Source organism: Streptomyces pinistramenti (assembly GCF_020564935.1).
Taxonomy (GTDB): domain Bacteria; phylum Actinomycetota; class Actinomycetes; order Streptomycetales; family Streptomycetaceae; genus Streptomyces; species Streptomyces pinistramenti.
Genome location: NZ_JAJCXB010000060.1, coordinates 17,632 through 39,976 on the forward strand (window position 1 = coordinate 17,632; position 22,345 = coordinate 39,976).

20 protein-coding genes are annotated in these 22,345 nt (G+C 71.4%); 9 read left to right on the forward strand and 11 right to left on the reverse strand.

The window, feature by feature from the left end; genetic code table 11:
• Positions 1 to 93: 93 nt before the first annotated feature.
• Entirely contained in the window at positions 94 to 1,692 is a 1,599-nt protein-coding gene (locus tag LIU39_RS35820) for a helix-turn-helix domain-containing protein (protein WP_505016427.1), read from the forward strand.
• 63 nt (positions 1,693 to 1,755) lie between these two features.
• Here LIU39_RS35820 and LIU39_RS29095 read toward each other — a convergent pair whose 3' ends face one another.
• The gene (locus tag LIU39_RS29095; RefSeq protein WP_227049914.1) at positions 1,756 to 2,523 is read right to left on the reverse strand and encodes a DUF4232 domain-containing protein; all 768 of its coding nucleotides are present in this window, start codon (positions 2,521 to 2,523) and stop codon (positions 1,756 to 1,758) included.
• Between the two features lie 566 nt (positions 2,524 to 3,089).
• Positions 3,090 to 4,130 (reverse strand): YeiH family protein, encoded by a 1,041-nt coding sequence (locus tag LIU39_RS29100; protein WP_227049915.1) that lies wholly within the window; start codon positions 4,128 to 4,130, stop codon positions 3,090 to 3,092.
• 252 nt (positions 4,131 to 4,382) lie between these two features.
• Here LIU39_RS29100 and LIU39_RS29105 point away from each other — a divergent pair, with 252 nt between their 5' ends.
• Positions 4,383 to 5,279, forward strand: a complete 897-nt coding sequence (locus tag LIU39_RS29105; protein ID WP_227049916.1) for a LysR family transcriptional regulator — start codon at positions 4,383 to 4,385, stop codon at positions 5,277 to 5,279.
• Positions 5,280 to 5,418: 139 nt separating this feature from the next.
• Here the strand turns inward: LIU39_RS29105 and argS are convergent, their stop codons facing one another.
• On the reverse strand, positions 5,419 to 7,197 hold the full coding sequence (gene argS / locus LIU39_RS29110) for an arginine--tRNA ligase (RefSeq protein WP_227049917.1): 1,779 nt from the start codon (positions 7,195 to 7,197) through the stop codon (positions 5,419 to 5,421).
• A 187-nt stretch (positions 7,198 to 7,384) separates the two neighbouring features.
• Between argS and lysS the strand changes: the two genes are divergently transcribed.
• Positions 7,385 to 9,124 (forward strand): lysine--tRNA ligase, encoded by a 1,740-nt coding sequence (gene lysS / locus LIU39_RS29115; protein ID WP_227049918.1) that lies wholly within the window; start codon positions 7,385 to 7,387, stop codon positions 9,122 to 9,124.
• Positions 9,125 to 9,242: 118 nt separating this feature from the next.
• Here lysS and LIU39_RS29120 read toward each other — a convergent pair whose 3' ends face one another.
• Both LIU39_RS29120 and LIU39_RS29125 read right to left on the reverse strand, forming a co-directional pair.
• Positions 9,243 to 10,085, reverse strand: a complete 843-nt coding sequence (locus LIU39_RS29120; RefSeq protein ID WP_227049919.1) for a DUF3558 family protein — start codon at positions 10,083 to 10,085, stop codon at positions 9,243 to 9,245.
• Positions 10,086 to 10,289: 204 nt separating this feature from the next.
• Positions 10,290 to 11,192 carry a hypothetical protein gene (locus tag LIU39_RS29125; protein ID WP_227049920.1) on the reverse strand — a complete coding sequence of 301 codons (903 nt, stop codon included), beginning with the start codon at positions 11,190 to 11,192 and terminating at the stop codon, positions 10,290 to 10,292.
• Between the two features lie 160 nt (positions 11,193 to 11,352).
• On the opposite strand from LIU39_RS29125, the gene LIU39_RS29130 reads away from it, so the two are divergent.
• Positions 11,353 to 12,546, forward strand: coding sequence for an RtcB family protein (locus LIU39_RS29130; RefSeq protein ID WP_227049921.1), 1,194 nt, complete (start codon positions 11,353 to 11,355; stop codon positions 12,544 to 12,546).
• A 110-nt stretch (positions 12,547 to 12,656) separates the two neighbouring features.
• Complete coding sequence (locus tag LIU39_RS29135; protein WP_227049922.1) at positions 12,657 to 12,830, forward strand: hypothetical protein; 174 nt, start codon at positions 12,657 to 12,659, stop codon at positions 12,828 to 12,830.
• Between the two features lie 233 nt (positions 12,831 to 13,063).
• Here LIU39_RS29135 and LIU39_RS29140 read toward each other — a convergent pair whose 3' ends face one another.
• From LIU39_RS29140 to LIU39_RS29155, 4 genes are all read right to left on the reverse strand, one after another.
• On the reverse strand, positions 13,064 to 13,465 hold the full coding sequence (locus LIU39_RS29140; protein ID WP_227049923.1) for a peptidoglycan-binding domain-containing protein: 402 nt from the start codon (positions 13,463 to 13,465) through the stop codon (positions 13,064 to 13,066).
• Positions 13,466 to 13,569: 104 nt separating this feature from the next.
• Entirely contained in the window at positions 13,570 to 14,334 is a 765-nt protein-coding gene (locus tag LIU39_RS29145; RefSeq protein ID WP_227049924.1) for an SDR family oxidoreductase, read from the reverse strand.
• 160 nt (positions 14,335 to 14,494) lie between these two features.
• On the reverse strand, positions 14,495 to 14,830 hold the full coding sequence (locus LIU39_RS29150; RefSeq protein ID WP_227049925.1) for a YnfA family protein: 336 nt from the start codon (positions 14,828 to 14,830) through the stop codon (positions 14,495 to 14,497).
• A 340-nt stretch (positions 14,831 to 15,170) separates the two neighbouring features.
• Complete coding sequence (locus LIU39_RS29155) at positions 15,171 to 16,757, reverse strand: FAD-dependent monooxygenase (protein WP_227049926.1); 1,587 nt, start codon at positions 16,755 to 16,757, stop codon at positions 15,171 to 15,173.
• Between the two features lie 112 nt (positions 16,758 to 16,869).
• Between LIU39_RS29155 and LIU39_RS29160 the strand changes: the two genes are divergently transcribed.
• On the forward strand, positions 16,870 to 17,502 hold the full coding sequence (locus LIU39_RS29160) for a TetR/AcrR family transcriptional regulator (RefSeq protein ID WP_227049927.1): 633 nt from the start codon (positions 16,870 to 16,872) through the stop codon (positions 17,500 to 17,502).
• A gap of 51 nt (positions 17,503 to 17,553) precedes the next feature.
• On the opposite strand, the gene LIU39_RS29165 is transcribed toward LIU39_RS29160, so the two are convergent.
• Together LIU39_RS29165 and LIU39_RS29170 are read right to left on the reverse strand one after the other, a co-directional pair.
• A complete protein-coding gene (locus LIU39_RS29165) occupies positions 17,554 to 17,835 on the reverse strand; it encodes a MazG-like family protein (RefSeq protein WP_308409426.1) in 282 nt (93 codons plus the stop codon).
• A 93-nt stretch (positions 17,836 to 17,928) separates the two neighbouring features.
• The gene (locus tag LIU39_RS29170; RefSeq protein WP_227049928.1) at positions 17,929 to 18,480 is read right to left on the reverse strand and encodes a hypothetical protein; all 552 of its coding nucleotides are present in this window, start codon (positions 18,478 to 18,480) and stop codon (positions 17,929 to 17,931) included.
• 328 nt (positions 18,481 to 18,808) lie between these two features.
• On the opposite strand from LIU39_RS29170, the gene hemL reads away from it, so the two are divergent.
• From hemL to LIU39_RS29185, 3 genes are all read left to right on the forward strand, one after another.
• Positions 18,809 to 20,116 carry a glutamate-1-semialdehyde 2,1-aminomutase gene (gene hemL, locus LIU39_RS29175; protein ID WP_227049929.1) on the forward strand — a complete coding sequence of 436 codons (1,308 nt, stop codon included), beginning with the start codon at positions 18,809 to 18,811 and terminating at the stop codon, positions 20,114 to 20,116.
• A 92-nt stretch (positions 20,117 to 20,208) separates the two neighbouring features.
• Positions 20,209 to 20,889 carry a histidine phosphatase family protein gene (locus tag LIU39_RS29180; protein ID WP_227049930.1) on the forward strand — a complete coding sequence of 227 codons (681 nt, stop codon included), beginning with the start codon at positions 20,209 to 20,211 and terminating at the stop codon, positions 20,887 to 20,889.
• Positions 20,890 to 21,056: 167 nt separating this feature from the next.
• Complete coding sequence (locus tag LIU39_RS29185) at positions 21,057 to 22,277, forward strand: polysaccharide deacetylase family protein (RefSeq protein WP_227049931.1); 1,221 nt, start codon at positions 21,057 to 21,059, stop codon at positions 22,275 to 22,277.
• Positions 22,278 to 22,345: the final 68 nt, after the last annotated feature.

The window sequence follows — 22,345 nt, forward strand, 5'->3', positions numbered from 1 at the left end:
TCCTGGGGGCAGGGGCGGCTCTTGGGCCGGCGAAGCGCTGGGGAGGACAGGGTGAGGAAGGACATGGCAGGGAAGGGCGTGGCGGGGGACGGCATGGCAGGGGACGACGCGACGGGTGCGGGTGCGGTCGGGGACGCGGCCGGATTCGCGGCGCTGCTGCGCGAGTTGAAGGACCGGTCCGGGCACAGCTACGGCACGCTCGCGAAACGGCTGCACATGAGTACGTCGACGCTGCACCGCTACTGCAACGGCGACGCGGTGCCCGCGGATTACGCGCCCGCGGAACGACTGGCCCGGCTGTGCAAGGCGAAGCCGGACGAACTGGTCGAGCTGCACCGGCAGTGGATCCTGGCGGACGAGGCCCGCAGACGGGACCGCGAGCGGGAACGGGAACGGGCGCGTACACGCGAGCGGGGGCGGGAGAGCGCGGGCGCGAGTGCGGGCGCGGCCGGGCCTTCCGGGGAGTCGGAGAAGTCGGAGGAGCCTGGGGGGTCTGGGGCTGGTGGTTCGGTGGGTGGGCCGGGGGGCGGTTCGCCGGTCGGTTCGGGGGATGGTTCGGGAGTCGGTCCTGACGGTGAACTCGGTGAACTCGGTGAACTCGGTGATCTTGGTTGCCGCGGTGGCTCTGGTGATCCTGGTGGTTCCGGTGGTTCTGGCGATTCCGGTGGTCGTTCGGGGGACGGTTCGGTGGCCGGGGTGGTCACTGTGACGTCGGCCGGCGCCGGTGCCGGCGTGGGCGTGGGCGATGGTGACGGGCATGAGGGAAGGGCACGGGGGCGTGGTCGGGGGCGGCGTACGGCTTTGATGGCGGGCGTTGCGGTGGCCGCGGTGGTGGGGTCCGCGGCACTGGCTGCTGGGTTGGTGATGGGGGGCGAGGGGCGCGGGGGCGCGGACGGGCGGGGATCGGCGGCCGCGACGAACACGGCTCCGGGGCAGGGCTTGTCCAAGGACGGCAGCGCCGGGCGGTCTGGTGAGCCGTCTCCCGGGGCGACCGGTATGAGAAGCGCCTCGCCGTCCCCGACGCGTACGGCGACGGGCGGGAAGAAAGCGGGTGAAGGGGCGGGCTCCGGTGCCGGGGCGGTGGAGCCGGCGGGGCTGCCGCTGAGCGTCGATGTGCGGCCGTACGCCTGGGAGGGGCCGTGCAGCCAGCACTATCTCGTCGACCGGGAGCCCGCCGAGATGCCGCCTCCGCCCGCTGAGCAGGATGCCCGCGGCTGGGTCGACGCCATGGGCGCGGTCTCGGCGGGCAGCCAGTTGGTGCAGCTGTCGGTGCAGGGCACGGGCGGGCACACGGTCGTGCTGCACGCGCTGCGGGTGCGGGTGGTGGGCGAGTCGGCGCCGCCCGCGTGGACTTCGTACAGCATGGGGGTCGGGTGCGGCGGCGGCATCACCCCGAAGACCTTCGGAGTCGCTCTGGACGCGCCCCGGCCGGAGGTCGAACCGGAGGGCGGGCAGGTGGACTTCCCGTACAAGGTGAGCGAGAAGGACCCCGAGGTTCTGATGGTCACCGCGCGGGCGGACAGGCGCGATGTGCACTGGTATCTGGAGCTGGAGTGGTCCAGCGGAGACCGGCACGGTTCGCTGCGGATCGATGACAACGGCCGGCCGTTCCGTACCAGCGGCCAGGCCGGGCGGCCGCAGTACGACTACCCGCTGGGCGGCAGCGAATGGATCGCCGCACCCAAGGAGTGAGCCCCGGGGGCGGCGGCGCCTGGAAGGACTGATCGACCGGCGCCGCCGCTTCCGGGGAGCGGGTCACCAGGTCAGAGCGTCCGCGGCGGTGGTCTGCCAGTAGGTGACCCACGCCGAACTGTCGGTGTATATGCCGCCCTTGGGCAGGGTGGGGTTCGCGGCGGGGCCGGTCGAGCCCTGGCCGGCCCGGTCGGCGAAGAAGACGGCGAGCTTGTGGGCGGTGTAGCCGCTGTTGCCGGAGCCGTCCGCCGACTCGGTCATGATGCCCGCGTAGGCCGACTCCCCGGGCTTCAGCGTCCTCACGGCCTGGGGCTTGCTCTCCTCCAGGATGGTGGTGGCGGCCTGGCCCTCGTCCCAGCGGAGGTAGGGGGCGGAGTAGGCGTTGCACGGCTTGGAGCCCGTGTTCGTGGCGGTGAGCAGCAGGTGGTTGATGGGGCGGTCGACCTTGGTGACGGTCACCTTGACGTTGGCTCCGGTGCAGGCGGTGGTGACCGGGCCGCTGTCCGCCCCGCCACCGGAGCCGTGCTGCTGTGTGCCGCTCCTGCCGGTGCTCTTGCTGCCGGAGGTGCCCGACGCCCCGGAGGCGGAGGCGTTCGTGGCGCGGGCGCCCTGGGCGTGCGTGTCGGATTCCTTCGCGCCGCCGTCCTTGCCGGGGCCCGCCGCGCCGTCCTGGCCGCCGGCCGACGGCTGGGTGGAGGCTGCGGGGGCCTGGCTTCCGGTGTCCTTGGTGTCGTTCTGGCACGCGGTCAGGGAGAGGGCGGCGGTGAGCACGGCGGCGGAGGCGAGCACGCGGGTGGCGCTACGGGTGATGCGCATGACGGTCGGTCTCATTTCGTTGAGGGTTGAGGGTTGAGGGTTGAGGCGTTGAGGGTGGGGCGGGCGCCGGTTGTTCGGGCGCCGGGTGTGGATGGGCCCGTGCGTCAGGCGTTGCCGACGAGGAGCAGGAGGATCGTCGTGATCGAGAGGGCGAGTGCGGCCAGGGCCAGTAGGTCGGGGAGAGCGTCGCGGCGGAGTCGGAAGGGGATCCGTCGCACGGTGTCTCCTGGTTGGTCGGGGCCGGTTGGGGCCGGTCGAGGTCGGTCGGTGGTTGCAGGAACGAGCTTGCGGCGCGGCTTGTCCCGTCCGCCACAGCCAGCCGGGCAATTGGGACACTGGAACGCTCACACCCCATCTGACCTGCTGGAATGCAACCTGCCTGGAACGCCGGGCTGGGACGCGAGGCCGTCCCATCGACCGTTCCGGAACGGTCGGGAGAGGGGAAGAGGGGGAGAAGGGGGAACGCACGAGCGAGGGCCGAGGGCCCGCACCGGACTCAATCCGGTGCAGGCCCTCGGTCCTCGCTCCCACGTCCCACGCCCCGCGAGCCCTCCAGCCCGTCGCCCGTGGTGCTCCGTGGATCAGGTGAACAGGGCGATCCCCGCGAACGACACCGCTGCGGCCAGGACCGTCGAAGCGGCGCCCAGGACGACGGCCCGGCCGCCGGTGCGGACCAGCGAGACGAGGTGGACGGACGTGCCGAGTCCGAAGAGCGCGCCCGCCAGCAGCAGCGTGGTCAGCGTCTGGGCCGCGTCGAGCACGGATGCGGGCAGCACTCCCGAGCTGCGCACGCCGACCATGGCGATGAAGCCGAGCACGAACAGCGGGACCAGCGGCGGACGCTTGCCGCTGCTGTCCACCGTGCCCCGGCGCCGGCGCACGATGCCGTAACCCGCGATCAGCGGGGCGAGCAGCACCACGCGGGTCAGCTTGACGACGGTCGCGACGGCGAGCGCGGCGGGTCCTGCGACCGACGCGGTGGCGACGACCTGGGCGACCTCATGGACGCTGGCGCCCGCCCAGATGCCGAACGAGGTGTCCGACAGGCCCAGCGGGTGCTGCAGCAGCGGCAGCAGGAAGATCGCGAGACTGCCGAAGATCGTCACCAGCGCGACGCCGGTGGCCAGGTCCTCCTCCTCGCTGTCGCTGACCGCGTCCATCGCGGCGGCGGCCGACGCGCCGCAGATCGAGAAGCCGGTGGAGACCAGCAGGGTGGTGCCCGGCCGGGTGCCCAGCTTCCGGCCGAGCCACATGGTGCCCGCGAAGGTGCACGCCACCGTGAGAACGACCACCAGCAGCACGCCGGGGTCGAGCTGCAGGACCTGGGAGAGGGCGAGCTGGAGGCCGAGGAAGACCACGCCGATGCGCAGCAGTTTCTTGGTGGCGAGCTTGGCGCCCGGCAGCACACGGTCGCTGAGCAGGCCGAGGTTGCGGGCCACCGCGCCCAGCAGCACCGCGATGGTCAGGGCGCTGATCGCGGGCACGAACTGGTTCAGCAGGTACGACGCGGCGACGCCGACCGCGACGACGGCGAGCCCCGGTCCGTACTCGGCGAGGAACCCCGGCCGGGCCGTCCCGCCGTCACGGGTACCGGCATCGGCACCTCCCGCACCGGCATCCACGTCCCCTTCGCCACCGGAACCTTCGCGACCGGAACCTTCGCGACCGGGCCCGTCGCCCCCGGGGAGATCGGCCCCGGCGGCGTCGGTACCGGGACCGTCGCCTTCCGTGCTGGGGGAGGTGGTCGGCGGCTGTACTGGGCGGGCGGTCCCGTCGATGGGCTTCATATCTCGATCGTCGGAGCGGCCGCCCGTGCGCGGTAGCCGCCATCGCCCTATGCACCCATAGACTCCCGCTATGGGAAGGACATGCCTATGAGGACGGATCTGCGGTCGCTGGAAATGCTGCTCGCGGTGGCCGAGCACGGCAGCATCGGCGCCGCCGCGCGGTCCCTGGACATCCAGCAGCCGTCGGTGACCGACCGGCTGCAACGGCTCGAACGCCACCTGGGGCTCTCCCTGGTGGAGCGGTCCCCGCGCGGCTCCCGCCTCACACCGGAGGGGGTCGCGGTCGCCGACTGGGCCCGCGAAGTCCTCAGCGCTTCCGACCAGTTGGAGGCGGGAGTGGCCGCGCTGCGCCGGAGCCACGACAGTCAGCTGCGGGTCTCCGCGAGCCTGACGGTCGCCGAGTATCTGCTGCCCCGCTGGCTGGCCGACCTGCGGCTGCGCTCGCCGGACACCGGGGTCGCGCTGCGGATGTGCAACTCCGAGCAGGCGGCCCAGGACGTCCTGCACGGCGACGCCGACCTCGGGTTCATCGAGGGGCCGCGCACCACCCGTGGCCTGCACGCGCGGGTGGTCGCGGTCGACGATCTCGTCATCGTGGTGGCACCCGGACACGCCTGGTCCCGCCGGCGCCGCCCGCTGACCGTGACGGAACTCGCGGACGCGCCGCTGATCGTCAGGGAGAAGGGTTCGGGCACCCGCGACACGCTCGATCACGCCCTGGTGCGGGCCGGCGCCCACCGGACCGCCACCCCGCGCCTCGAACTCGGCTCCACGGCGGCGATCAAGGCCGCCGTCCTGACCGGCCAGGGCGTGGGGGTGCTCAGCAGGTTCGCCATCATCGACGACATCCGGGGCGCCCGGCTGCGCGAGGTGGCGGTGGACGAGGTCGATCTGCGCCGCAGGCTGCGGGCGATCTGGCGGTCCGGCACCCACCTGGCGGGCCCGGCCGCCGAACTCGTGGCGTGCGCCGTGCAGTCGAGCTGAGGCGGGGTGGGCGGCACGGGCGGCGGCGCGCGCCCGGTGGCCGACGGCTGAGGACGCCCCCCGTAGGCGCGTCCGTCAGGAAAGCGTGAAGTCCTGCCAAGCGCCGTGCGCCGGGCAGGACTTCACGGAAGTTCCCCGGTCAGAGCCGCTCGGGCGTACGGATGCCGAGCAGCGCCAGGCCCTGGTGCAGGGTGCGCGCCGTGAGGTCGCAGAGGAAGAGGCGGTTGGCGACCTGGTCGGCGCCGCCCTCGGCCTTCAGGACCGGGCACTGGTCGTAGAAGGTCGTGTAGAGGGACGCGAGCTGGTAGAGGTACGCGGCCAGCTTGTGCGGCTCGTACCCGGCGGCGGCCTCGGCCAGCGTCTCGCCGAACTGGTCGAGGTGCAGGCCCAGCGCACGCTCGGCCGGGGCCAGTTCGAGCTCCGGGTGTGCGACGGGCTCCGCCTCGCCCCGCAGCCGCAGGATCGAGCGGATCCGGGCGTACGCGTACTGGACGTACACCGACGTGTCGCCGTTCAGCGAGACCATCTGGTCCAGGTCGAACTTGTAGTCGCGGCTGGCGGACGTGGACAGGTCGGCGTACTTGACCGCGCCGATGCCGATCTGCACGCCGTTGGCGGCGATCTCGTCCTCGGTGAGGGCGACCTTGTCGTTGTTCTTCTCGCGCACGACCGCCGTGGCCCGCTCGATCGCCTCGTCGAGGAGGTCCACCAGACGCACCGTCTCGCCCTCACGGGTCTTGAACGGCTTGCCGTCCTTGCCCAGGACCGTGCCGAAGGCGAGCTGGACCGCGTCGGTCCCCTCGTGCAGCCAGCCGGCCCGGCGGGCGGTCTCGAAGACCATCTTGAAGTGCAGCGACTGGCGGGCGTCGACGACGTAGAGCAGGGTCTCGGCGCCGAGGTTCTGGACGCGGTCGCGGATCGCGGACAGGTCGGTCGCGGCGTAGCCGTAGCCGCCGTTGGACTTCTTGACGATCAGCGGGACCGGATTGCCGTCCGGGCCCTTGACGTCGTCGAAGAAGACGCACAGCGCACCGTCGGAGCGGACCGCGACACCGGTCTCCTCCAGGATGCGGCAGGTCTCCTCCAGCATGGCGTTGTAGCCGGACTCGCCGACCACGTCCGGGTCCTTGATGTCCATGTCGAGCTTGTTGAAGACCGAGTAGAAGTAGATCTTCGACTCGTCGACGAACCGCCGCCACAGGGCCAGCGTCTCCTCGTCGCCCGCCTGGAGGTCGACGACCCGGGCCCTGGCCCGCTCCTTGAACTCCGGGTCCGCGTCGAAGAGGGCACGCGACGCCTTGTAGAGGCGCCCGAGGTTGGTCATGGCCTCCTCGCCGGAGACCTCGCCGCCCTTGTGGTCCAGCTCGTGCGGGTGCTCGGTGAGGTACTGGATGAGCATGCCGAACTGGGTGCCCCAGTCGCCGATGTGGTGGCGCCTGATCACCTTCTCGCCGGTGAACTCCAGGATCTCGACCATCGCCGCGCCGATCACCGCGGACCGCAGATGGCCGACGTGCATCTCCTTGGCGACGTTCGGCTGCGCGTAGTCGATGACGGTCGTACCGGGGCGGTCGGCGTACGGCACGCCCAGGCGGTCGTCGGCGGCGCGGGCGGCCAGGGTCGAGATGATCGCCTCGTCCGCGACGGTGATGTTGAGGAAGCCGGGCCCGGAGACCTCGATCTCCTTGATCACGGCGCCCTCGCCGGTGGGGATGCCGGCCACGACCTGTCCTGCCAGCTCCCGCGGATTGCCCTTGAGCTTCTTCGCCAGCGCCAGCATGCCGTTGGCCTGGAAGTCGGCCCGGTCGCTTCGTCGCAGCAACGGGTCCGCGGCGGCGCCGGCCTCCGGCAGGGCTGCCGAGAGGGCGTCCGCGACGCGCTGGTTGACCGAAGCTGCGAGGGAAGTGACCGGGGTCATGAAGTCAGGCCGTTCCGTTGGAGTGGAAAGGGTTTGCCAACGAGTATCCCACGGCGGCGCCAGCCGATTTCCGTCTGGGACAATGGCACCGTCAGGCTTTTGCCTGCCGTACGACTGTGTGCCGCACGGTGCAGGGCGAGCCGACCGGAAAGCATTCGGGAAGCATCAGGTAGAGGAAGGGCCGATCGTGGCTCAGCAGAGCACCGAGACCGACTGGGTCTCCAGGTTCGCGGACGAGGTCATTGCCGAGGCGGAGCGCCGCGCCCCCGGCAAATCCGGCGCCGACGCGCCGGTGATCGTCTGCGCCTCGGGCCTGAGCCCGTCCGGCCCGATCCACCTCGGCAACCTCCGCGAGGTCATGACCCCGCACCTCGTCGCCGACGAGATCCGCCGCCGCGGCTACGCCTGCGAGCACATCCTGAGCTGGGACGACTACGACCGGTACCGCAAGGTCCCGGCAGGCATCGACCCGTCCTGGGCCGAGCACATCGGCAAGCCGCTGACCTCCGTGCCGGCCCCGCCCGGCAGCCCGTACGGCAGCTGGGCCGAGCACTACAGGGCCGCCATGGAGGAGTCGCTGCGCGAGCTGGGTGTCGAGTACCGCGGCATCAGCCAGACCGAGCAGTACACCTCGGGCGCCTACCGCGAGCAGGTGCTGCACGCGATGAAGCACCGCGCCGACATCGACGCCGTGCTGGACCGCTACCGCACCAAGGACAAGCCGAAGGCCGGCAAGCAGCAGCAGAAGCCGGTCGAGGCCGCCGAGCTGGAGGCCGCCGAGGGCTCCGGCGCGGCGAGCGAGGACGACGGCAGCGCGGGCGGCTCCGGCTACTTCCCGTACAAGCCGTACTGCACGGTCTGCGAGAAGGACCTCACCACCGTCACCTCGTACGACGACGAGACCACCGAGCTGGCCTACGACTGCACCGCCTGCGGCCACTCCGAGACCGTGCTGCTGAGCGGGTTCGACCACGGCAAGCTCGTCTGGAAGGTCGACTGGCCGATGCGCTGGGCCTACGAAGGCGTGCTCTTCGAGCCCAGCGGCGTCGACCACTCCTCGCCCGGCTCGTCGTTCGTCGTCGGCGGCCAGATCGTCCGCGAGGTCTTCGGCGGCGCGCAGCCGATCGGCCCGATGTACGCCTTCGTCGGCATCAGCGGCATGGCCAAGATGTCGTCGTCCAAGGGCGGGGTGCCCACCCCGGGCGACGCCCTGAAGATCATGGAGGCGCCGCTGCTGCGCTGGCTGTACGCGCGCCGCCGGCCCAACCAGTCCTTCAAGATCGCCTTCGACCAGGAGATCCAGCGGCTCTACGACGAGTGGGACGCCCTGGAGCGGAAGATCGCGGACGGTTCGGCGCAGCCCGCCGACGCCGCCGCCCACCGCCGCGCCATCGGCACCGCCGCGGGCGAACTGCCCACCACCCCGCGCCCGTTGCCGTACCGCACGCTCGCCTCCGTCATGGACATCACCGCGGGCCACGACGAGCAGACGCTGCGCATCCTGGGCGAGCTGGATCCGGAGCACCCGGTCACCGCGCTCGACGAGACCCGCCCGCGGCTCGACAAGGCCGAGTACTGGATCACCACTCAGGTCCCGGCCGAAGCGCGCACCATCGTCCGCGACGAGCCGGACAAGGAACTGCTCGGCACGCTCGACGAGCAGGCCCGCGGCTCGCTGCGGCTGCTGCTCGACGGCCTGGACGAGCACTGGTCCCTGGACGGGCTGACCACCCTGGTCTACGGCGTTCCGAAGATCCAGGCGGGCCTGGAGCCGGACGCCAAGCCGACGCCGGAGCTGAAGGTCGCCCAGCGGGCGTTCTTCGCGCTGCTCTACAACCTGCTGGTCGGCAAGGACACCGGGCCGCGGCTGCCCACCCTGCTGCTGGCGGTCGGCGCCGACCGGGTGCGCAAGCTGCTCGGGGACTGAGCGGTACGGCGGCACGCCCCGGCGGGGTGGTGCGCGCGCCGTGAAACGGGTTCGGCCCCGGGGAATCCCCCGGGGCCGAACCCGTTCCACCGGAGCCGCGACGCGGCGCAGCGGCCCGTCAGCCGTCGCTCTTGTCGTCCTTGCCCTTGGCGTCCTTGCTCTTGTCGTCCTTGGTGTCCTTGGCCTTGCTGTCGTCGGCCTCGGGGGCGGTGCTCTTGCCGGCGTCCGCCTTCGGGGTCTCGGCCTTGGCGCCGTTGGCGGTGGCCGCCGCGTTGACGGCTTCCCCGGCGGCCTTCTGCGCGGCCTTGAGGAGGTCGTCGCGCTTGGGGGTGTCGCCGCCGGCCAGGCCCGCGCCGTTGTAGTTCAGCGTGACGACGATGTTGGCGGTACGGGCGACGATCGTCTGGTTCTTGTAGTCGTTGCCCTTGTTCTTGATGTCGTAGGTGACCGAGGTCGCCTCGTCGCCGACGCCGTCGACCGCTGCGGTCTTGACGTTCTTGGCGTCCTTGGTGCCCTTCGCCAGGTCGACCTGCTTGGTGTAGAAACCGGCCGCGCGCTTCTCACCGGTGGCGCCCACCGAGGTCTCGGAGTCGTAGCGCTTGAAGCCGACGTCCAGCCAGCGGAACTGGCTGCCGTCGACACCCTCGGACTTCGAGCTGTACCAGGAGCAGGTGCCGCTGGCGTCGGTGTCCGTCGACTTGCCCTTCTCGCCGGACGCGTCCTTCACCTTGGGCAGCAGGTCCTTCATGGTGCCCTGGGAGAACGCCTTGCACGGGTCGGGCAGCGTCTTGAACTTCGCCGGCGAGACGCTCGGCGAGGTCGTGCCCGACGTGCTGGGCGTGGCCGACTTCGAGGCGTCGGACGAGTCCTTCGAGCCGGAGTCGGAGCAGCCGGCGACGAGCATCACCGGTACGGCTGCGCAGGCGATGATGCTGGCGAGTCGCTTGGATGAACGGTGCATGGTTCCTTCGCTGTTCGTCGTCGTTGTTCCGGCACACACGGGCCCGGCGGACGGAATCCGTCCCCGGGCATGCGGCGGCAAGGCTAGACGGCACGCTACGCGGCGGCACACGGCGCGCGCCCGATGCGCGTCATTACGGACGGGGTGATCCGGGGCGTTCCGCAGCCAGTCGGTCAATCTCCTCATTCAGCGCGAAAGTGGACGTTATTCGCTGAGGGTGTCGGCCAGTTCGGTCGCCAGCGCATGGGCCTTGTCCTGCAGTTCCTGGCTTCCGGGCACCCGCGTCTTGTCCGTGGACCACTGGTCGTAGGTGACCGTCACGATGACGTTCGACGTGCGGAACACCACAGTGATGTCGCGGTGCACTCCGGAGTCCGCCGTGGCCAGCGCGTCGTCCAGGAAGGCGTCGTCGCCGAGGTCGTCGAGGGCGCGCGAGGCGGTCGACGCGTCGGGTGTCCCGCTCGCGCCCGACGGGCTCGGGGATGCCGTCGCCGACGGGCTGCCCGTGGGGTCCGTCGCGGCCTTGCCGTCCTGCGGGGCGGCGTTCGCTTCGGCATCCTTGCCCGCGCCCTTGCCCGCCTTGCCCTTGCCGCCGCCCTTCGGCGCGCTCTCGGACGGGGACGGCGCTGCCGACGGGGTCTCGCCGTCGGCCGGGATGCCGGCGGCCAGCTCCTTCTTGGTGTAGATCTCCTGAGCCCGGTCGGCGTCGCTGACGGCGGAGTCGTACGAGACCACGCGCTGGATGTCGAGCGTGAGATGGCGGGTGCCCGCGGTGGTCTCGCGCTTCCAGTGGCAGCCGACGCGGCGGTCCGTGTTGTACGTGACGTCGGCCTGGCCGGCGTAGAGCTTCCCGGCCTCCGCAGCCGACAGATGCTGGCCGTCGCCGGGCAGCATGCCGCGCACGGTGCTGCGGGCGGGCAGCCGGCACGCGTCGGGGAGGGTCTGGTATCTGCCCGGCTCGGCGACCTGGCTGGAGGTCGCCGCACCGCCCTTCGCGTCGTTGGAGCCGCCGCCGGCCGCGGAGCCACCGGAACAGCCGGTGAGGCCGACGGCCAGGGCCGCGGCCGCCACCAGAGCGGCACCGGGTACGAACGATTTGCGCTGCATCGTCCGTGGCTCCTTCCTGCGAAAACTGGTTGCCGCCGAGTGGCGGGCGATGGACACAATGTCTACCGCACGTCGTGCCGCACACGCCGGTTCACCGTCCAGCATCGGATGACTTGTCCGCGTTTTGCGTTTTATGTCTTTTCGGGGGAATGGGGAAGCCATGTCGTACGTCGAAGTGCCCGGCGCGCAGGTACCGATCCGGATGTGGGCGGACCCGGCCACGGTCGAGGGCGTGGCGATGCAGCAGCTGCGCAACGTCGCGACGCTGCCGTGGATCAAGGGCCTGGCCGTGATGCCGGACGTGCACTACGGCAAGGGCGCCACCGTCGGCTCGGTGATCGCCATGCACGGCGCGGTCTGCCCCGCGGCGGTCGGTGTCGACATCGGCTGCGGAATGAGCGCCGTCAAGACCTCGCTCACCGCCGACGACCTGCCCGACGACCTCTCCCGCCTCCGCTCCAAGATCGAACAGGCCATCCCGGTCGGCCGTGCCATGCACGACGACCCGGTCCGGCCGGGCACGCTGCACGGATACCCGACCTCCGGCTGGGACGACTTCTGGGCCCGCTTCGACGGCGTCGCCGAAGCGGTCAAGTTCCGGCAGGAGCGGGCCACGAAGCAGATGGGGTCGCTCGGCTCGGGCAACCACTTCATCGAGTTCTGCCTCGACGACACCGGCGCGGTCTGGCTGATGCTGCACTCCGGCTCCCGCAACATCGGCAAGGAACTCGCCGACTTCCACATCGGACAGGCGCAGAAGCTGCCGCACAACCAGGGCCTCGTCGACCGCGACCTCGCCGTCTTCATCGCGGACACCCCGCAGATGGCGGCCTACCGCAACGACCTGTTCTGGGCTCAGGAGTACGCCAAGCACAACCGCGCGGTCATGATGGCGCTCTTCCAGGACGTCGTCCGCAAGGAGTTCAGGAAGGCCCGGCCGGTATTCGAGCCGGTGATCTCCTGCCACCACAACTACGTCAGCGAAGAGCGCTACGACGGCATGGACCTGCTGGTCACGCGCAAGGGAGCGATCAGCGCGCGGGGCGGCGAGTACGGCATCATCCCGGGGTCGATGGGCACCGGCTCGTACATCGTCAAGGGCCTCGGCAACGCCGCGTCCTTCAACTCCGCCTCGCACGGCGCAGGCCGCAAGATGAGCCGGAACGCCGCCAAGAAGCGCTTCTCGACGAAGGACCTGGAAGAGCAGACACAGGGCGTGGAGTGCCGCAAGGACTCCGGAGTGGTCGACGAGATCCCGGGCGCGTACAAGCCGATCGAGAAGGTCATCGATCAGCAGCGGGATCTGGTCGAGGTGGTGGCCAAGCTCAAGCAGGTCGTCTGCGTGAAGGGCTGAGGCCGGCACCGACCGTGATCGACGAGGCCGGACCGATTGACGCCTCATCAACCGGCCCGGCCTCGTCGACCACAGGCAGCGGCGGGTGCCGGGCACGAAGTCGTGCGGCGGTGGAAGGAGCCACGGACTTCGGCCGCTGCGCGGTTCTCGCGCGCATCGACAACGGCCTGGGCATCGGCAACCCGGAACAGGGCACGGCCGTCTCCGTGTGCCGCGACCCGCGCGCACCGAGGCGGGAACTCTGGCCGACCCACCGCCACTTCGGCGCCTGCCCGTCCGGCTGAAGGCGCCGTGGCGGCAGGTGAGGGAAGGGCGCGGTCTGCTCGAACTGCCGACGTGTCCTCGTCGCCCTGGAGTGGAGCGGGGCTCCTTGGCCGCGGAGGCGGAGTTCGTTGTTCCGGAGGGGCCTGATGAGATGCGCGTACGCCCCGTCTGTGGGGGGCTCCGGCATGTCCACGGAGCGGCCGTAAGGGCCGGACCCATGGGGGTCCGGCCCTTACGGGTAGGGGGTGGGGGATCAGGCCGGTGCGGAGCCGGCGTAGAGGGCGTTCCAGGTGTCGGGGGTGACGGAGCCGTCGGGCAGCAGGTTGTGGTTCCGCTGGAAATTGACCACGGCCACCAGGGTGTCGGCGTCGAACGCGCCGCTGAGACGGTTCCAGCCGAGGTAGTGGCGGTTGGCCAGCAGGCACTGCAACTGCGAGACACGGTCGCCCTGGTCGCCGAAGGCGGTGGACTGCCGGCCTTCGTAGAACGCGCAGGCCGCGGGGCCGTCGACGAGGTTGTCGCCCATCGCGGCGAAGGCCGGGGAGGCGAACAGGCCGGTGGTCATCACGCCTGCGGCCGCGGCCAGGACTGCGGCGCGCTTGACGGTCCTGCCGGACCGGCGGAGACGGGGGAGGGGGATACGGAAAGTACTCACGTTCCTCCCCGTTCCCCGTGTCCGCGCTTTCATGTGACCGGAAACCAGCCGATGTTGATCTTCTGTCGCGTCTCCCGGCCGCCCCGGATGGGCCCGGCGCGCGGTCAGAGTTCGCGGTACACCTTGGAGTTGGACGCCTGGGCGCGCGGGCGGACCACGAGCAGGTCGATGTTGACGTGGGACGGCCGGGTGACGGCCCAGGCGATGGTGTCCGCGACGTCGTCGGCCTCCAGCGGTGCGGCCACGCCTTCGTAGACCTTCGCGGCCTTGGCGCCGTCGCCACGGAAGCGGGTGGTCGCGAATCCCTCGGTCTTGACCATGCCGGGGGCGATCTCGATGACGCGTACGGGCCGGCCGCACAGCTCCAGGCGGAGCGTCTCGGCGATGACGTGCGCGCCGTGCTTGGCGGCGACGTAGCCGCCGCCGCCCTCGTACGTGCCGAGGCCCGCGGTGGAGGAGAGTACGACGACGGTGCCGTCGCCCGACGCGGTGAGCGCGGGCAGCAGCGCCTGCGTGGTGTTGAGGGTGCCGAGCACGTTGACCTCGTACATCGCACGCCAGTCGGCCGGGTCGCCGGTGGCCACCGGGTCGGCCCCGAGGGCGCCGCCCGCGTTGTTGACGAGCACGTCGCAGCGGTCGAGGGACGCGGCGAACGCGTCGACGGCTGCACGGTCGGTGACATCGAGGGGGTACGCCTCGGCGTTCGGGAGCGAGGCGGCCAGTTCCTCGATGCGTTCCTTGCGACGGGCGGTGAGCACCACGCGGTAGCCGGCGGCGGACAGTTGCCGGGCGGTGGCGGCGCCGATGCCACTGCTGGCTCCGGTGACGACAGCGGTACGGGCGTCGGCGGTACGGGCCTCGGCGGTCATGCGCTCTCCTCGGGATGGTGGGGTCGTGCGCGGCGCGGGGCCGGTGTGCCCGGCGTTGCGGTGCCGCCGCCTCGGGCGGCAGGCCGGGCGGTGGCACCGTACGGCGGTGTCTCGGTGCGCGGCCGGTCCCGCGGTACCGCGCCAGGATATGCAGGCGTGGTCAGCGGCCCCGCGGGGCGTACATGATCACAGCCATGCCGGCCAGGCAGATCAGGGCGCCGGCGACGTCCCACCGGTCGGGGCGGTAGCCGTCGGCGACCATGCCCCAGGCCAGCGAGCCGGCGACGAACACCCCGCCGTACGCGGCAAGGATGCGCCCGAATTCGGCGTCCGGCTGGAGCGTGGCCGCGAAGCCGTAGACACCCAGGGCGATCACCCCCGCGCCGATCCACAGCCAGCCCTTGTGCTCGCGCACGCCCTGCCAGACGAGCCATGCCCCGCCGATCTCGAAGAGCGCAGCGAGGACGAAGAGGGCGACGGAACGGGCGACCAGCATGCGCCCCAGCCTAGGGCGTGTCCGATGGGTCGCCGTGGCGTCGCAGCGCCCGGCACCAGCGCTCGCGGCGTATGTCGTCGGTTGCCGACCCCCCACGCCTAAAGGGCGCGGGAGGTGCCCCCTCGCGTCGACGCCCTCCTCCGCCTTTCGATCGCAGGCACCAGACGCCGCTCCTTCCCCCACGGCCACCCATCGGACACGCCCTCAAGCGCGCCCGGAGAGGCCGGACCATCCGGCCTGACCGGCTGGTGGTCGGCCTCGCGGCTTGGGGTGCACCAGGGGCGTCCGTGCAGTCGGCCCCGGGTAGAGGACGCGGGCCGCCCCTCGGGGGCGCGTGCCGTCACCCTTCCGTTCGGCTGCCCGTCCAGTGGTCAAGGGCGTGGCGCAGGGCCTTCGCGCGTGCGCGGGGATCGCGGGTGTCGTCGGCCCAGGCGATGTAGCCGTCGGGCCGCACGAGTACGGCGGTGCGCCGGCCGCCGGCCCAAGAGGCGCGTATCACCCGGTCGTTGGGGCGCTGCGGTTCCGTTTCGGCGGCGGGGGTGATGAGGACGAAGCGGCCGTGGCGCAGGAGTTCGTAGAGCCGGGTGGTGTCGGCGAAGCGGATGTCGGGGGCGCGGCGGCCGGTCAGGCGGTGGGCGCCGCGGCCGGCGGGGTAGGCGATGCCGATGCCGGAGACGGTGCGCAGGGCGCGGCGGGACAGTGGAGGGAAGTGGCTGATGAGCTGGGCACCGGCCGTGCGGAGGGCACGCCGGGCCGGGGTGTGCAGCACGGCGAGGCGGAGGAGGCCGCCGCTGTTGCGCAGCACCATCCTGCCGACCGGATGACGCTCGGCTTGGTAGCTGTCCAACAGGGTGTCCGGCGACCGGCCTTGGAGCACGGCGGCGAGCTTCCAGCTGAGGTTGGCGGCGTCCTGGAGCCCGGTGTTCATCCCCTGGCCGCCGGCCGGGGAGTGCACATGCGCCGCGTCACCGGCGAGGAAGACCCGGCCGACGCGGTAGTCGGGCACCTGCCGCTCGTCGCTGTGGAAGCGGGAGATCCAGCGTGCGTCGTGCATGCCGTAGTCCGTGCCGAGGGCGAGGCGGGTGAGCTCGCGGACCTCGTCCAGGTCGACGGGGACGGTGTCGGCGGCCTGGCGGTGGCGGTTCCAGCCCGCGACGCGGTACCAGCCGTCGCCGAACGCGCCGATGAGGGCGGTGGCGTCGGCGGTGGAGTTCATGGTGAAGGGGGCCGCGGGGGGCTGCTCCAGCCGGACGTCGGCGAGGACCAGGGAGCGGATGATGGAGCGGCCGGGGAAGGGTAGGCCGAGGGTTTGCCTGACCGTGCTGCGGACACCGTCGGCGCCGACGAGGTAGGCGGCCCGCTCGCTGCGGGTGCCCTCGGCGCCCTGGACGCGCACCGTCACGCCCTCGGCGTCCTGGTCGAATCCCAGCAGTTCCGAGCCGTACCGGAGGACGGCCCCGGCCTCCCGGGCCCGGCGCGCCAGCAGCCTTTCCACCTCGAACTGCGGGGTGACCAGGACGAAGGGGAACCGGGAGCGGAGCCGTGACGGATGGAGGGTGACGCTGCCGAAAAGCTGCATCCGGGTCAACGGGTGGCCGCCCGCGATGAGTTCGTCGGCCAGGCCGCGGGCGTCGAACTGCTCCAGGGTGCGGGCGTGCACCACCAGGGCGCGGCTGAGATTGCTGGTGCTCTCGGCACGGCGCTCCAGGAGCGTGACGCCGAGGCCGGCTTCGGCGAGGTCGCCCGCCAGCAGCAGTCCCGTCGGCCCGGCGCCGATGACGAGGACGTCGGTCCGTCTCGCGTCGGCCGGATCCGCGGTCGGCGCGGTGGACGGATTGATGGACGGGCCGGTGGACGGGACGGCGCCTGGGGCGTGTCCCGGGTTGCTCAGGTCGGTGGTGCCGGACTTGCGGTGCGTGGCCCCCATGGCCGCCTCCTGTGCCCACACGTGTTGGTCAACGCTTGTAGGCAAGCGTAGGCCGGTCGCCGCGCCAAGTCAACGGGTGTTGGCATACGTGTGTGGGCATACAGTTGTGGGCATGGCCGATTCCGCACCGCTCCCTCCCGCCGCCGCCGATGCGGCCGACATCCGCGCGGCCACCGTCGCCGCCGGAGCGCGCCCGCGCCGCTCCGACGCCACCCGTGCCGCGATCCTGGCAGCGGCCCGCGACCGGTTCGCGGCCGACGGCTACGAGCGGGCCACCATCCGCGCCATCGCCCGGGACGCGGGCATCGATCCGTCGATGGTGATGCGCTACTACGGCAACAAGGAGGGCCTGTTCGCCGCCGCTTCCGAGATCGACCTGCGCGCGCCCGACCTCACGGGCGTGCCACGCGGCGAACGGGGCGCCCGGCTCGTGCGCCACTTCCTGGAGCGCTGGGAGCGCGACGAGACGCTGACCGGCATGCTGCGGGTCGGGGTGACGAACGAGGCGGGCGCGGAGCGGATGCGCGGGGTCTTCCGGGATCAGATGGGCCCGGTGATCGCGGCAGTCTGCCCGGCGCCCGACGAGGCGCCGGCCCGCGCCGCGCTGATCGCCTCGCAGATACTGGGCATGGCGCTGTGCCGCTACGTCCTGCACCTGCCGCCGGCCGTCGGCCTCAGCCGCGACGAGGTCGTCGGCTGGCTGGCGCCCACGGTCCAGCGCTACCTCACGGCCGAGCTGCCCTGAACGCCGCCGCCACAACCGGGGAGTGCGACGGCGCTTTCCGGCCCGGCGGCCTCACAGCTCCGCGGCCCGCTTCGCGACCCCCGCCACGTGCGCGGCGAACGTCTGCCGGGCGTCCGGTGCCAGCGTCGACAGCGCCACCATCGCCGTCAGGACCACATCGCACAGCTCGCGCTGCACGTCGTCCCAGGTGTGGCTGTGTCCCTTGCGCGGGTTCCGCCCGGTGGCCCCGATGACGGCCTGGGCGACCTCGCCCGCCTCCTCCGAGAGCTTCAGGATGCGCAGCAGCCGTTCCTGCTCAGGGGGGAGCGTGCTTTCCCGGTCGAGCCAGGCCACGAGGGGTGTCGACGGTGTCCCGGACGGCGGCCTGGGCGGCCGGCGGTGCGGAGGGGTGCGGGGGCTCGGGCGGGCCGGCTGCCGGGGCCGCCACTACGGCCACACCAGGCAGTACGCCTGGTGCCCGGCGTCGTGCAGGCGGTGGCTGAAGTCCTGCCATTCGTGGAGCAGCTGGTAGACGGAGTAGGCGTCGCGCGGGCCGCCGCGGTCGGGGACCGTGGACCAGATGAAGGCGGCGGCGCCGACCGATTCCTCGCCGACTCCGCGCAGCGGGTCGACCACCGTCATGGGGAGCTTCACCACGGCGTAATCGGGGTGGAGGACGACCAGTTCGAGCGGCGGAACCTTGTGGAGCGGTATGCCCTCGATGCCGGTGAGGACCATCGCGGCCATCGTCTCCGGCTTGATCTTGGTGAACATGCCGCCCATGCCGAGTTCGTCGCCGCCCAGTTCCTCGGGACGCATCGAGATCGGGACGCGGGCAGCCGTGGCGCCGTTCGGCGCGCCGAAGTATTTGTACGTCACCCCCATGCGGCCGCCTCTGTTTTCCCCGCCCTTGGTGTCCTCGCGCCGGTGGCGGCCGCGCTGGGCGCGCTCAGGACCCCGGTCATCGGTTCCCTCGCCCAGTTCGCCACCGCGATGCATATCTCCACCCGACCACTCGCAGCCTCGGCCGCGCAAACCCGATCATCGTCTCAGAGACCTCCCCCGTCACCAGCGCGTGAAACGCCCGGCCGCACGCCCCTGTGCGCCTCTGAGACCATTGGTTGCGTGACCCATTCGTACGACGCCCCAGTTTCGCAGACGCGCGGGGGCTGACGCCCGGCCGAGAGCGAGAGGAATCGAAAAGGGACCGAGACGGAACCGCGCGGCGCCGAGGGTGTCCGCGAAGGGATTCCCCGCACTGTTGCCAGCCGGGCCGCGTCCGAGTGCCGCGCCGCCCTTCCCTCCGTATATGCAGGTCAGGATCGCTGTGTCTTTTCCCTATGAAGCCCCTGTTTCGCAGTCGCTGTTCGACCGTGCGTCCGAGGTGACGCCCGGTGGCGTGAACTCTCCGGTGCGGGCGTTCCGTGCCGTGGGTGGTACGCCCCGTTTCATGGTGTCCGGTGCCGGTCCGTACCTCACCGATGCCGACGGTCGCGAGTACGTCGACCTCGTGTGCTCGTGGGGACCGATGATTCTCGGTCATTCCCACCCCGAGGTCATCGCGGCGGTCCAGGAAGCGGTCGCACGCGGTACGTCCTTCGGCACGCCGGGCTCCGGCGAGGTCGAGCTGGCGGAGGAGATCGTCGCCCGGATCGAGCCCGTCGAGCAGGTGCGGCTGGTGTCGTCCGGCACCGAGGCGACGATGTCCGCGATCCGGCTGGCGCGCGGTTTCACCGGCCGGGCCAAGGTCGTCAAGTTCGCCGGCTGCTACCACGGCCACGTCGACGCGCTGCTGGCCGCGGCCGGTTCGGGGGTGGCGACCTTCGGGCTGCCGGACACCCCGGGTGTGACGGGCGCGCAGGCCGGCGACACGATCGTGCTGCCGTACAACGACATCGAGGCGGTGCGGGCCGCGTTCGCCGCGCACCCGGGCGAGATCGCGTGCGTGATCACCGAGGCGTCGCCGGGCAACATGGGCGTCGTCCCGCCGCTGCCGGGCTTCAACCAGGGGCTCAAGGACGCCTGTGCGGAGAACGGCGCGCTGTTCATCTCCGACGAGGTCATGACCGGCTTCCGGGTCAGCAAGGCCGGCTGGTACGGCATCGACGGGGTCACGCCGGACCTGATGACCTTCGGCAAGGTCATGGGCGGCGGCTTCCCCGCGGCGGCGTTCGGCGGCCGCGCCGACGTGATGGCGCACCTCGCGCCGGTCGGCCCCGTCTACCAGGCGGGCACCCTGTCGGGGAACCCGGTCGCCACCGCCGCCGGCGTCGCGCAGCTGCGGCTGCTGGACGACGCGGCGTACGCGAAGGTCGACGCGGTCTCGGCCGAGGTACGCGGGCTGGTCACCGCCGCGCTGGCGAAGGAAGGTGTGGCGCACCGCGTCCAGGCCGCGGGCAGCATGTTCACGGTGTTCTTCACGGACGCCGAGGTGACGGACTACGACGCGGCCAGGACGCAGGAGTTGTTCCGCTTCACCGCCTTCTTCCACTCGATGCTCTCGCAGGGCGTCTACCTCCCGCCGTCCGCCTTCGAGTCGTGGTTCCTGTCGACCGCGCACGACGCCGCGGCCGTCGAGCGGATCGCCGCCGCGCTGCCGGCCGCCGCGCGGGCCGCCGCCGGGGCCACGGCCTGACCGACGTACGGGACGCCGCGCGGCCGGCCGGGTGCCTCGGGCACAGCGGCCGGCCGCGCGGCTGACGGATCACGACTGAATGAATGGGTGACATGAGCAGCGAAGACATCACCGTCGTGCACCTGATGCGGCACGGCGAGGTGCACAACCCGGAGGGCGTGCTCTACGGGCGCCGTCCCGGCTACCACCTCTCGGAGCTGGGCCGGAAAATGGCCGACCGGGTCGCGGAGCATCTCGCGGAGCGGGACATCACACACCTCGTCTCCTCTCCTCTGGAGCGTGCCCAGGAGACGGCGGCGCCGATCGCGGCGGCGCACGGGCTGGAGGCGGCGCTCGACGAGCGGCTGATCGAGGCCGGGAACGTCTTCGAGGGGAAGACGTTCGGGGTCGGGGACGGCGCGCTGAAGAAGCCGGGCAACTGGAAGTACCTGACGAATCCGTTCCGTCCGTCCTGGGGCGAGCCGTACATCGAGCAGGTCGTACGGATGATGGCGGCGCTCGGTGCGGCGCGGGACGCGGCGCGCGGGCACGAGGCGGTGGCGGTCAGCCATCAGCTGCCGATCTGGATCGTGCGCAGCTTCGCGGAGCGGCGGCGGCTGTGGCACGACCCGCGCAAGCGGCAGTGCACGCTGGCCTCGCTGACGTCGTTCACGTTCCACGGCGACAAGATCGTTTCGGTGGGCTACACCGAACCGGCGCGTGACCTGGTGCCCGCTCATCTGCTGGCCGGCGCCAAGCCGGTCAAGGGGAAGGCGAAGGCGTTCGGCGCCTGAGCCGGGAGAGCGGCAGCTGATGCCCTGTCAAGTACCTATGCGCCAATAGCGAGCAAAAACGTGAGATCTAACTGAATAGCCCGGAACCTACGTGTCCATCCGGCCATCTATCCCATTGTCCGTTTATATGGATATTGAGATCAGCGAGCACGGATGGGGACGACGCTATGCGCGCAATCAGTCGGCGGAACCTGCTGGGTATGGGAGTTGGGGCGGCCGCGGCGTTGGGCGTCGCCGGCTGCGCCACCGGTACGGACACGCAGTCGGACAAGCAGCGGGCCAAGGGCGGGGTACAGGCCAGACCGAAACTCATCGGTGACGGCTCCACCGCCGACATGGGGCGGCAGCCCAACCAGCCGAAGGCGCCCGAGCGGCTGGAGCCCGGGCAGACCCCGCCGCAGTTCGTGATCTTCTCGTGGGACGGCGCGGGAGAGGTCGGCAACGGCCTCTTCCCGCGCTTCCTCCAGCTCGCCAAGGACCACGGCGCGGCCATGACCTTCTTCCTCTCCGGCCTCTACCTGCTGCCCGAGTCGAAGAAGCACCTCTACCTCCCGCCGAACAACCGCCCCGGCGCCTCCGACATCGGCTACCTCACCGACGAGCACATCAAGGTGACGCTGAAGAACGTCCGCCAGGCATGGCTCGACGGCCACGAGGTCGGCACCCACTTCAACGGGCACTTCTGCACCGGATCCGGATCCGTCAAGGGCTGGACGCCCGAGCAGTGGCAGTCCGAGATCGACCAGGCGATGGACTTCGTCACCAAGTGGCGTACGAACACCGGCTTCCAGGACATGGAGCCGCTGCCCTTCGACTACCGCAAGGAGCTGATCGGCGGCCGCACCCCCTGCCTGCTCGGCCAGGAGAACCTGCTGCCCACCGCGAAAAACCTCGGCTGGCGCTACGACGCGAGTTCGCCCGGCGGGCTCCAGATGTGGCCCAGGAAGAAGATGGGCATCTGGGACTACCCGCTCCAGCAGATCCCTTTCCCCGGCCACTCGTTCGAGGTGCTGTCGATGGACTACAACATCCTCGCCAACCAGTCCAAGAACTCCACCCGGGCGCCGTCCGTGAATTACCCGGGCTGGCGCCGGCAGGCCACCGACTCGTACATCTCCGGATTCCAGCGCGCGTACGAGACCAATCGCGCGCCGTTCTTCATCGGTAACCACTTCGAGGAGTGGAACGGCGGCATTTACATGGACGCCGTCGAGGAGGCGCTCAAGCACATCGCGAATGAGCAGCACAAGGACGTCCGGCTGGTGTCCTTCCGGCAGTTCACCGACTGGCTCGACGCGCAGGACCCGCAGGTGCTCACCAAGCTCCAGGGGCTGAGCGTCGGCCAGCAGCCCGCCGGCGGCTGGAAGTCGTACCTCGCGGCGGCCTGAGACGGTGGTGGGCGGCCGGGCCGCCGGCCGCCCCCCCCCCCGCCTGCTCTTCGACCTGCCCGCAAGGA